The 11508-nt window shown below is 62.9% G+C and carries 10 protein-coding genes and 1 other RNA gene; 4 read left to right on the top strand and 7 right to left on the bottom strand.

The window, feature by feature from the left end:
- From OP495_RS15130 to OP495_RS15155, 6 genes are all read right to left on the bottom strand, one after another.
- Positions 1–1460: OsmC domain/YcaO domain-containing protein (locus tag OP495_RS15130; RefSeq protein WP_280570487.1), on the bottom strand; the 1460-nt coding region annotated here is incomplete at its 3' end.
- A 155-nt stretch (positions 1461–1615) separates the two neighbouring features.
- Positions 1616–2152 (bottom strand): macro domain-containing protein, encoded by a 537-nt coding sequence (locus OP495_RS15135; RefSeq protein WP_280570488.1) that lies wholly within the window; start codon positions 2150–2152, stop codon positions 1616–1618.
- A 240-nt stretch (positions 2153–2392) separates the two neighbouring features.
- A complete protein-coding gene (locus tag OP495_RS15140; RefSeq protein WP_280570489.1) occupies positions 2393–3625 on the bottom strand; it encodes a UbiH/UbiF/VisC/COQ6 family ubiquinone biosynthesis hydroxylase in 1233 nt (410 codons plus the stop codon).
- A gap of 20 nt (positions 3626–3645) precedes the next feature.
- Positions 3646–4848, bottom strand: a complete 1203-nt coding sequence (gene ubiH / locus OP495_RS15145) for a 2-octaprenyl-6-methoxyphenyl hydroxylase (RefSeq protein ID WP_280570490.1) — start codon at positions 4846–4848, stop codon at positions 3646–3648.
- Positions 4849–5043: 195 nt separating this feature from the next.
- On the bottom strand, positions 5044–6381 hold the full coding sequence (pepP, locus tag OP495_RS15150; protein ID WP_280570491.1) for a Xaa-Pro aminopeptidase: 1338 nt from the start codon (positions 6379–6381) through the stop codon (positions 5044–5046).
- 67 nt (positions 6382–6448) lie between these two features.
- On the bottom strand, positions 6449–7054 hold the full coding sequence (locus OP495_RS15155) for a UPF0149 family protein (protein WP_280564363.1): 606 nt from the start codon (positions 7052–7054) through the stop codon (positions 6449–6451).
- A 210-nt stretch (positions 7055–7264) separates the two neighbouring features.
- On the opposite strand from OP495_RS15155, the gene OP495_RS15160 reads away from it, so the two are divergent.
- The 3 genes from OP495_RS15160 (at position 7265) to OP495_RS15170 (ending at position 8496) form a co-directional block, all read left to right on the top strand.
- Positions 7265–7585 carry a cell division protein ZapA gene (locus tag OP495_RS15160; RefSeq protein ID WP_280564364.1) on the top strand — a complete coding sequence of 107 codons (321 nt, stop codon included), beginning with the start codon at positions 7265–7267 and terminating at the stop codon, positions 7583–7585.
- A 101-nt stretch (positions 7586–7686) separates the two neighbouring features.
- Positions 7687–7870: non-coding RNA, 6S RNA (ssrS, locus tag OP495_RS15165), on the top strand.
- 8 nt (positions 7871–7878) lie between these two features.
- Entirely contained in the window at positions 7879–8496 is a 618-nt protein-coding gene (locus OP495_RS15170) for a 5-formyltetrahydrofolate cyclo-ligase (protein WP_280570492.1), read from the top strand.
- A gap of 432 nt (positions 8497–8928) precedes the next feature.
- Here the strand turns inward: OP495_RS15170 and ilvA are convergent, their stop codons facing one another.
- Positions 8929–10494 carry a threonine ammonia-lyase, biosynthetic gene (gene ilvA / locus OP495_RS15175; protein ID WP_280564384.1) on the bottom strand — a complete coding sequence of 522 codons (1566 nt, stop codon included), beginning with the start codon at positions 10492–10494 and terminating at the stop codon, positions 8929–8931.
- A 210-nt stretch (positions 10495–10704) separates the two neighbouring features.
- Between ilvA and rpiA the strand changes: the two genes are divergently transcribed.
- Positions 10705–11376, top strand: coding sequence for a ribose-5-phosphate isomerase RpiA (rpiA, locus tag OP495_RS15180; protein ID WP_280570493.1), 672 nt, complete (start codon positions 10705–10707; stop codon positions 11374–11376).
- Positions 11377–11508 lie beyond the last annotated feature (132 nt).

Below are 11508 nucleotides of genomic sequence, written 5' to 3' on the forward strand. Positions count from 1 at the left end.
TCGCTGAAGAAACGCCAGGAAATCACCCCGGAGGAGTCGATGAAGTGCTCGACGAAGTTGTTGGGCTCGGAGACCGCCAGCGAGCTGAAGGTCGGCTGCGGCAGGTCGTTCAGGCCTTCGAAGCTGCGCCCCTGAAGCAGCTCGGTGAGGCTGCGCTCCAGCGCGACCTGAAAGCTCGGGTGCGCGCCGAAGGAGGCGAACACCCCGCCGGTGCGCGGGTTCATCAGGGTCACGCACATCACCGGGTAGCGGCCGCCGAGCGAGGCGTCCTTGACCAGCACCGGGAAGCCCTGGGCCTCCAGCGCGGCGATGCCTTCCTGAATGCCGGGGTACTTGGCCAGCACCTCCTCCGGCACGTCGGGCAGGACGATTTCCTGCTCGATGATTTCCTTCTTCACCGCGCGCTCGAAGATCTCGGAGAGGCACTGCACCTCGGCTTCGGCAAGCGTGTTGCCGGCACTCATACCGTTGCTGAGGTAAAGGTTCTCGATCAGGTTGGAGGGGAAGTACACCGTCGCGCCGTCCGACTGCCGCACGAACGGTAGCGAGACGATGCCGCGATCCGTGCGCCCGGAGTTGGTGTCGATCAGGTGCGAGCCGCGCAGCTCGCCGTCCGGGTCGAAAATCGCCCGGCAATGATCGTCGAGGATGCCCGCGGGCAGAGCGTCGTCGTCTTCCAGCGGGAACCAGCGCTCGCTGGGGTAGTGGACGAAGGCGCTATCGGCGATCTCCTCGCCGAAGAACTGATCGTTGTAGAAGAAGTTGCAGCTCAGGCGCTCGATGAACTCGCCCAGCGCCGAGCAGAGTGCGGCTTCCTTGGTCGCGCCCTTGCCGTTGGTGAAGCACATCGGCGAGGCTGCGTCGCGCAGATGCAGCGACCAGACATTGGGCACGATATTGCGCCACGAGGCGATCTCGATCTTCATGCCCAGGTCCTCGAGGATCTGGGTCATATTGGCGATGGTGCGCTCCAGCGGCAGATCCTTGCCCTCGATCCAGGTTTCGTCGCCTTCGACGCCGTCCTTGGCGCTCGTACCCATCAATAGCGCCTGAGCGTCTTCGTCGATGTTCTCGACCGTCTCGATCTGAAATTCGGGCGCGTTCTGGATCACGCGCTTGACGCTGCACCGCTCCGCCGCGCGCAGGATGCCGGTGCGGTCTTTCTCTGAAAGGTCCTCCGGCAGCTCCACCTGGATCTTGAAGATCTGATTGTAACGGTTCTCGGGGTCGACGATGTTGTTCTGCGACAGCCGGATGTTCTCGGTGGGGATGTCCCGCGCGTTGCAGTACAAGCGCACGAAATAGGCCGCACACAACGCCGACGAGGCCAGGAAGTAGTCGAACGGACTCGGCGCCGAGCCGTCGCCCTTGTAGCGAATGGGCTGATCGGTCTCGACGGTGAAATCGTCGAACTTGGCCGCCAGCCGCAGATTTTCGAGAAAGTTGACCTTGATTTCCATGTACAAAAACCGGGTTGGTGTCGGGGTGCGCCCATAGGCGAATTGCTCGCCATTATCCGGGTTTCAAGCGGGTATGTCTTGGGTGTCGTCGGAGAGCGGGAGAAAGGCAGGGGCGCCGAAGGCTAGACCGTCTGGCGTCCCGCAGTGACGTCGTCTTAATCGAGCGAGCGCTCAAGAACCTCTTCATGGACGCGGACATCCGCCTCCTGAAACAGCACGAACCGGATATGCTTGACCGAGGATAGCTGGGGCAGCATCTCTATAAGCGTCTTGAATGCCACCTGCGTCGCCGCTTCCAGCGGATACCCGAAGGCCCCGGTCGAGATCGCCGGGAAGGCGATGGAGGCCAGCCCGTTTTGCTCGGCCAGTTCGAGCGCATTGCGATAGCAGGCCGCCAGCAGCGGCTCGGCGGGCTCGTCCACGCCGTACACCGGGCCCAGGCAATGCACCACCGAGCGATTGGGCAAGTTATAAGCACCGGTGATCACCGCTTGCCCCGACTGAAGGGGCGCCAGCGGCTGGCATTCCCACTCCAGCTCCGGCCCGGCGCCACGATGAATCGCCCCCGCCACACCGCCGCCAATACGCAACGCCGCATTCGCCGCGTTCACGATGGCGTCCATATCCGGCTGGCGCGCGATATCACCCTGCACGCACTCAAGCGTGACGCCCTGATGATTGCGTTTCGTCATGAACTCACCTCCCTGGGTATTTGGCCCGTTGTCCAAGCGCACGGTTCATGAGCGAAAGAAGGACCTTCGCGAATGACACCTTTTCTTTGGAGATATCGGGCAGGTTAGGTGCGGCTGCACGCTGCCACAAGCTTCTTGACCCGCAGGCCCTTGCGGTACTGCTCGGCATGCCTGACAACGCACCGACCAAACGCTTTTCATGATCGCTAAACTAGGCATATGACCGGCTCAGCGATCATCTTAACGACACACGGCAGGCAGTTCGCCACGTTCGCCGGCGGCTTGGCGGATCATGGTGCGCTTGAGAGGCATGAGCTTGTCTGTACTGGAGAGGCCGACGTTACGTATCAATCGTAATGCAGGGTGTTTGGCGCCGAACAAGAGGCGGAAGCCGTCCATCAGTGCCAGCATGGCGGCGTTGTCACCGCGCCGGCGGCGGGCGTAACGCGCCAGCGTGCGGGCGTCGCCGAGCGCTACGCCACGTTGGCGTGCGTGGGTGATTTCTTCCGCCAGCACCGCCGCATCCAGAAAGCCGAGATTGACGCCTTGGCCGGCCAGCGGGTGGATGCTGTGCGCGGCGTCGCCGATCAGGGCCAAGCCTGGTGCAGTGTATTCGCGGGCGTGGCGCTGGATCAGCGTGAAGTTGTGTACCTCGTCGAGCACCTCGATCTTGCCCAGCCGGCCTTCCATGGCATCGCCCAGAGCCTGGGCGAACGCATCCGGCGCTAACGCCAGCAGGCGCTCGGCGTGCTCGGGACGAGTCGACCAGACGATCGAGCAGTGATGGTCGTCTTCCTCGACGCGCAGTGGCAGAAAGGCCAGCGGCCCGTCGGGAAGGAAGACCTGACGCGCCACGCCGCCATGGCCATGCTCGCAGCGTAGCGTGGTGACCAACGCCACATGGCCGGTCTCGCGCTCGCTGACGTCGATACCCGCCAGGTGACGAAGCGGTGAGCGTGCGCCGTCGGCGGCGACCACCAGCGGCGCCGTCCAGCGGCTGCCATCGTCGAGGGTGACTTCCTGCGCGTCTGCCGTGCGGGTGAGCCCCGTCACGCGTGCGTCTAAGCGCTGGGTAACGCTCGGCAAGGCCTCGAGGCGCGCTTCCAGGGCGGCCAGGATGACGTCGTTCTCGACGATGTGGCCGAGCTCGTAAAGGCCGATATCCGCCGCCGCGAAAGCGATCTCGCCGCTGCCTTCGCCATCCCAGACGCACATGCCTTGGTAAGGCGACACGCGCCGCTCGGCGATCCACGGCCAGACGCCGAGATGCGTCAACAGGCGTTGCGATACGGGCGTCAGGGCGCTGACCCGTGGCGCGGGCAAGCCGTAGCCAACGTCGTCACGCGTCAACGGCGTGGAACGGGCGTCGAGCACCGTCACCGAGATGCCGGCCTCACCGAGCAGCGCCGCCAGGGCGCTGCCCACCATGCCGCCGCCGACGACGATCACTTCATCGTGTGTTGTCTCATCCATGCTGGTTTCCTTATTGGCCTTCATCGCTCCAGCCCCATGGCGCGGCGCGCCAGGGTGCGTCGCAGTGGACTCACGATATTGAGTCCCACAAGGCCTGCGGCGCGCAGGTGGGAAAACGCAGCGTGCTCGATGCCGAACAGGCGAATCAGACCATCGCTGAAGCGGATGACGTTACGCCGGTCGGCGGCGCGACGGTCCTCGAAGTCGCCCAGCAGGCTCGCACCACCGATGGCCTGACCACGCGCCAGTCCGGCTTCCAGCGCCGTGACCAGATCCATGACGCCACGCAAGGCAAGATTGAAACCCTGCCCGGCCACCGGATGCAGCGAGTGGGCCGCGTTGCCCATGATCGCCAGATGCGGGCGCACCGGTTCCTGGGCGGTGACCAGCGACAGCGGATAGGCGTCACGTTTCCCGATGCGCCGAAAGCGCCCCAGACGATCACCGAAGGCTTCTTGCAGCCGTCTCAAGCACTCGTCGTCACTCCAGCCCAGCGTCTCCTCGCGCGACACCTTGGCGTGCGTCCAGACCAGCGCCATGCGGCGCCCGGCCAGGGGTAGTAGCGCCATCGGGCCATGAGTCGAGAAGCGCTCAAACGCCACGCCGGCATGGTCGCGACCGATCTCGACGTTGGCAATCAAGGCGTGCTGTTCATAGGACTGAGCTTGGCTGGCGATGCCCAGGCGCTCCTTGAGTCCCGAGCGGCCGCCATCGGCGAGCACCGTCAAGCCGGCCTCGAGGCAGGCACCGTCGCTGAGCGTCAGGCGGTGGCCGTCGGCGATGGGCACGATGTCCTCGACGCGCGCCGGGCAGTGCCAGGTCAGCGGCAACGATTCGAGGCTAGCGTGCAGCACGCGCCCCATCCAGGCGTTGGGAATCACGTAACCCAGGGCGTCGAGATAGAACTCGTCGGCCGTCAGCCGCGTCGCCCCGAAGCGCCCGCGTTCGCTGACGTGGATCTGGCGAATCGGCGTGGCGCGCTCGGCCATTGAGGCCCACACCCCGAGCCGCTCGAAATGCCGGCGCGAGCCTTGCGCGATGGCGCTGGCGCGCGCATCGAAACTGGGCTGGAAAGTCGTCGGCTGCGTTGCATTCAACGGCGCGGCCTCGATCACCGCCACACGCAGCCCATGGCGCTCGATCAACGGCGCCAGGGCACATGCCAGGCTGGCACCCACCAGTCCACCTCCCACGATGGCGATATCGACCCGGTTAGGCGGCATCGAAAACTCTCCCTGTCGGCTTCAAAGGTCTTGTCATTCGTAATGGCAAGACACGCTGTTTTGTACCACGTTAAGTGCATGGACGGCAGTCACGGCGGGGCTCTCCCAAGACCTCAGAGGCTTACTCTTCGCGGCAATCTGTTTTACGTATCCGTAACGTAATTACGTATAAAAGTTAAAGCGGTCAAAAAACGATCAACTATCATTCATTATTGCCTCTATTTCAGCCACTTCCTTAGGCACGTCCGTCGTCAACACCTCATGCCCCGTCGCGGTCACCGCGACATCGTCCTCGATGCGTATGCCCATGCCGCGATATGCCTCGGGAATGTCCTCGGCGTCGGGGATATAGAGTCCGGGCTCGACGGTCAGCACCATGCCCGGTGCCAGCACGCGCAGTTCGCCGTCCAGCCGATAGGTGCCCACGTCATGTACGTCGAGCCCCAACCAGTGCGAGGTGGCGTGCAGGAAGAAGCGTCGGTAGCTGTCATCGGCGATTCGCGCCTCGAGCGAGTCTTCGAGCAGCCCCAGGCGAATGAGGCCAGCGGTCAGGTCGCGCACGACGCCATCGTGGATCGCACGCAAGGTCGTATCTGGCGCGACGGCGGTCACCGCGCGGCATTGCGCCTCGAGGACGACCTCGTAAAGCGCGCGCTGCGCGGGTGTAAAGCGGCCGTTGACCGGGAAGGTGCGCGTGATATCGCCAGCGTAGAGCTCGAACTCTCCGCCAGCGTCGATCAACACCAGGTCGCCATCGCGAAGCGCGGCATTATTTTCAATATAGTGCAGCACACAAGCGTTTTCGCCGCCCCCGACAATCGTGGCATAAGCCGGGGCGCGGGCACCGTGCCAAGCGAACTCGTGCTCGAGCTCTGCCTGTAACTGATACTCGAGAAGGCCCGGCGACACGTTCTGCATGGCCCGGCGATGCGCCTGCGCCGAGATGCGCGCGGCATGGCGCATCAGGCCCAATTCCGCCTCGCTCTTGATCAGGCGGCGTTCGTGGATCAGCGGCGCGACATCGGCGAAGGCACTTGGCGTGCGTTCGCCACGCCGGGCCTGGGGCGCCAGCTCAGCGCGCAGCGACTCGGCCAGGGCCAGCATCTCGCCATTATCGAGGGGCAGATACAGTGTTTCACGGCCCTCGAGCAGCTCGGGCAGCAAGACATCGCGGTTGGCGTTCTCATAGGCGTCATCGACGCCGTAATCCGTCACCGCTGCCTGGGCGCCAATGCGTATCCCGGTCCAGGCCTCCTGAAAAGGATCTTTCTCTTGGCAGAACAGCACGGCTTCGCCAGCGTCGCGACCGGGCAGCAACACCAGCAACGCGTCGGGCTCGGGGAAGCCGCTCAGGTAGTGGAAGTCACTATCCTGACGAAAGGCGTATTCGCTGTCGCGGTTGCGCGTAACCAGCGAGGCCGCCGAGATCAATACGGCACTGTGCGCGGGCAAGGCCGCCATCAACGCCTGACGGCGGGCACGGTATTCATTACAAGCAATCGCCGCCGGACGCGGTAAGGCAGTACGAGGCATGGACGCTCCTCGGAGGGCGGGAGATGGGGGATAAGTGGCCGGGCACACGCCCGGCCCGAAAGGTTCGTCAGTGAGTCTGTGACGGCGGCGTAGTGGCGTCGTCATCCTCGGAATTCTCGACACGCTCGACCTGGGGCTGGCCGGGATGCTGCTCGGTGTAGAGCAGCATGGCAGCCATGCGCGCATGCTCGGTCAATGCAAAGAGGTCGTTCTCGTTCTCGGCATTGTCCTCGAGTTCGGTCTCCAGGTTGACGAGCGAGCCAAGGTCTTCGAGCACTTCGCGCAGAGACGCCGACCAGTCATCACTCTGGCCGCCGGCCTCGACGATGGCTTCCAGGAAGCCCTGAGTCCATTCCTGGAGACCGTGCGCGCGCTCGGCGAGAGAGAACAGGTCATCGGGCAGCAGCGGCTCGAAGTTGAGTTCAGGCGCGGCCAGAGCGTCCAACGCTTGCCGCCGCCAGGCGAGCAGGACTTCGCCGTCTTCGCGGCTATTGGGTTGATCGACACCCAGGGTCGCGCAGACTTCCTCGAGCCAGGTATCGGCGCTGATGTCGGCCAGCGCCAGGCGTGCGCACAAGCGACCGTCGAGAAACGCCGGTGACTGCATGCTACCGTGGGTGAGGAAGGTGTCGGCGACACGTGAAAAATCGAGTTGTTCGTCAATGAGGGACATGATGCGATCCTGTGCTGCAGGCCACCGGGCCGCGTTGACCGCGACCGGGCGGCTCTTTATAGTGATCAGTGGCTTACATGGCGGCGAACGTAGGCTCGCGACGGCAGGATGCCGATATCGTCGAAGCCGTTCCCTCCACCGCGCATGACGCGGAAACTTGGTTCCATCTTACCGCATCGGGCCCAACCTTGGCCCGCTCTGGAGCGATCCATGAACGACGCCTCGCGGCAGACGACCGAGATCACCTTGCTGGGACGCCCCTACGTGATCGCTTGCCCGCCCGATCAGGAAGACGAGCTAAAGCGCGCGGCGCGCTATCTGGATCGCGCCATGAACGGCATCCATTCCCAGGGCAAGGTACAGGGCGCCGAGAAGATCGCCATCATGGCGGCGCTGAACATCACGCATGAACTCCTCGAAGCGCTCGACACCCAGCGCGAGAGCGAGTCCAGCTTGTCGCGCCTTAGCGAACGCCTGGAACAAGTCCTGGCCGATACGCCATCCCCAAATGACAGCAAACCATCGAGCTGATATTCAGGCATTGTTCGGCAAGCGCTTGTCACAAGGTTCTTGCCTCGATACGAACAGTACCTGGCATTTTGGCCACGCCTCGGTCTTTGCTAGAATAGAAACGTTCCCTGAGGTGTTCGCCAGTCGTTATATTCCCTCGAGCCTATGCGCATTACCATGGGGGCTAAATGCTAGACGGGTCTGTGTGCATGTCCGTGCGACGGAAAGCCTGATGACTCGTCTGCGGCCACCCACCTTGAACCTTTAGGTTCAGGGCCAAAACGACAGCGGCACTTTGGGGAACCTCACCGAACATGACGCACGAACTTCCTCTTGAGCTATCCGACCGACGCAGCCTGCGCCGCGAATTGCGCCGGCGCCGCCGTCGACTTTCCGCATCGCAACGTCGCCAGGCCGCCTATGCGCTATGTCGCCATCTGCGTCGATTGCCGGAGGTCAAACGCGCGCGCCGCGTCGCGCTCTATCTGCCCAATGACGGCGAGATCGACCCGACACCGCTGATCGCGTGGTTCCGTCGCCGTGGCGTCCGAGTGTATCTCCCGGTGCTGCGCCCGCTGTCCGACAATCGCCTGTGGTTCGTGCATTACCACGCTCAGACGCCCATGCGCACCAACCGCTTTTCCATCTCGGAACCGAGCACGCGCCATGGTGCGCATCGCGCACGGCGCCTGCCGGCCTGGGCGTTGGATCTGGTGCTCATGCCGCTGGTCGGGTTCGATACCCAAGGCAATCGACTGGGCATGGGCGGTGGCTTCTACGACCGTACGTTTGCCTTTAGACGCCTGCGTCGCCCGCACCCGTGCATGATCGGTCTCGCCCACGACTGTCAGTACGTTGAGCGTCTACCGATCGCGGACTGGGATGTGCCCCTCGATGCCATCGTCAGCGACGTCCGCACCGTACGCCCATAACGCGAGCGGCCGACGATGGAAAGCCATCGTCGGCCGCTCGGCGATCCATGGTGCAAACACTCGGACGTTCAAGACGACCGGCGAATACGCCCAGATACCAGGGCGCTCATCAAGTGCCCATCAATGTCTGTGCGTAACCCGTCGCCACGACACCCAAGCCAAACAACATGACTAAAGCCATGACCAAATCAGGCTTGCGTTTCATTTCCTGCTCCGTAAAAGACTGTTTCTTATAGCACCCCAAATAACGCTTACGACTATAGGGCCAGCCGTAGGGGTTGACAACTGGCCTCGGGCACAAGAATGAAACGTTTGGTTAACGAACAACGTTCTTATTGGATATTTGTCATGCTACCGACATGAGAACCTATGGGAATATAAGTTCTCATAATCGGCGCCTATGAAGGCACTCGTCGCATGACGTTGGGCAACTCACGCCATGAACAGGCGATAGGCCGGATTGTCGGACTCTTTCCAGTAACGATAGCCAATACGCTCGAAGTGCTCCTCGACATGCGCGCGGGCGCCATTGGGAATCTGCATGCCCACCAAGACCCGGCCATACGCCGCCCCGTGATTGCGATAGTGGAACAGCGAGATATTCCAGTCGGCGGGCAGATGCGTCAGGAAGTTCATCAATGCACCGGGACGCTCGGGAAACTCGAAGCGATAGACTTCCTCGCTGAAGTGTTCCTTGGGGCGCCCGCCGCCGAGATGACGAATGTGCAGCTTGGCCAACTCGTTATCGGTAAGATCCTCCACCGGGTAGTCGGCCTCGCGCAGCTTGTCGATCACCGCCTGACGATCGTCGCCACCCGGCTTGACCTGCACCCCGACGAAGATATGCGCCTTCTCAGGATCGGCGTAGCGATAGTTGAACTCGGTGACCATGCGCTTGCCGATGGTCTTGCAGAACTTCTTGAAGCTGCCGGGGCGCTCGGGGATCGTCACCGCCAGGATCGCCTCGCGCTGTTCGCCCAGCTCGGTGCGCTCAGCAATGTGCTGCAGACGGTCGAAATTGGTATTGGCACCTGAGTTGATGCACAACAACGTCTGGCCGTCGACACGCTCTTGCTGGATATACTTCTTGAGCCCGGCCAGCGACAGCGCACCAGAGGTCTCGGCAACGGCGCGCGTGTCCTCGAAGATATCCTTGACCGCCGCGCATATCTCGTCGGTAGTGACCGTGACCACACCGTCGATCCAGTGGCGCAGGATCTCGAATGGCGCCTCGCCGATCTGCGACACGGCGACGCCTTCGGCGAACACGCCGACCTGGTCGAGGGTGACGCGCTCGTTGGCTTCCATGGCCGCCTTGAGGCAAGCCGAGTCTTCCGCCTCGACCCCGTAGACCTTGATTTCGGGGCGCAGGTACTTGATATAGGCCACTACGCCAGCGAGCAGGCCGCCACCGCCGACGGGCACGAAGATCGCATCCAGCGGCCCGCTATGCTGACGCAAGATTTCCATGCCCACCGTGCCCTGGCCGGCGATCACATCATTGTCATCGAAGGGCGGAATGTAGGTATAACCATGCTCGTCGATCAACTCGCGCGCGTGCGCCAGTGCCTCGCCGAAGGCATCACCTTTGAGCACGACTTTGGCGCCACGGGCCCGTACCGCCTGCACCTTGATGTCCGGCGTGATGCGCGGCATGACGATGGTCGCCTTGACCCCCATCTGCTTGGCGGCCATGGCCAAGCCCTGGGCATGGTTACCGGCAGAGGCGGCGATCACGCCCTTGGCCTTCTGCTCTTCGCTTAGCTGGGCCATCTTGTTGTAGGCGCCGCGAATCTTGAAGGAGTAGACCGGCTGCAGGTCCTCACGCTTGATCAGAATCGTGTTGTTGAGACGACGGGAAAGGAAGGGGGCAGTAGATATCGGTGTTTCCCGGGCCGCTTCGTATACACGTGCCTGGAGGATTTTCTTGGCGGTCTCTTCTAGCATTCTGGTGTGTCCTGCGAATGTGCGCGTCTCATTGTGAAACCGGCGCGCCAGAGGGGGCTGGCCAGCCGATAGCAAACTTCTATTGTTAGCAGAGGGCGCGGCGTAGCGTCCAGTCCCGCGCCTGCCGTCATGTCTCTTATACAGCGAGAATAAGCTCTATAATGGATACGGATTTCGCCGATACGCCTTCACAAGGACGTTTACACGAACCTTTATGCAAACTTTTAAACGACTCGTTACGAACGCCCATACGGACGCACCATGACCCAAGACGAACTCAAGCGCGCGGTGGCTGCCGCCGCCATCGAGGATATCAAGCCCTTGCTCGGCCGCGACGCCATCATCGGCGTGGGCACCGGCTCCACCGCCAATTTCTTCGTGGACTTGCTGGCCGAGCACAAGCACGACTTTCAAGGCGCCGTGGCAAGCTCGGATGCCACGGCCGAACGCCTGCGCAGCCACGGTATCGATATCTTCGAACTCAACCACGTGGGGACGGTGCCGGTTTATGTCGACGGCGCCGACGAGATCGATGCGCACTTCAACATGATCAAGGGCGGCGGCGCGGCGCTGACACGCGAGAAGGTCGTCGCGGCCTGCGCGGAACGTTTCGTGTGCATCGCCGACGCCTCCAAGCACGTCGAGGTGCTCGGTGGTTTTCCGCTGCCCATCGAGGTAATCCCCATGGCGCGCTCCTACGTGGCGCGCGAGCTGGTCAAGCTGGGCATCACCCCGGTCTACCGCGACGGCGTGGTCACCGACAACGGCAACCAGATCCTCGACGGTTACGAATACCTGTTTGAGGACCCCAAAGCCATGGAGCAGCGCCTCAACAATATCGTCGGTGTCGTCACCAACGGGCTTTTCGCCCAGCGCGGCGCCGATGTCTTGTTGTTGGGGACGGATAAGGGCGTCGAACGCCACACGCCCTAGGCGTGTACGTCCGCTGGCAGGCGCGCCGCGATGCCTGCCAGCGTCTTTTCCAGCGCGCCGCGATTGGCGGCTACCACGGCTTCGCCGGCGGCACCCAGTCGGCGGCGCTGGTCGGGGTCGTCGGCGAGGGTC

Source organism: Chromohalobacter sp. 296-RDG (genome assembly GCF_029889885.1).
Lineage (GTDB): Bacteria > Pseudomonadota > Gammaproteobacteria > Pseudomonadales > Halomonadaceae > Chromohalobacter.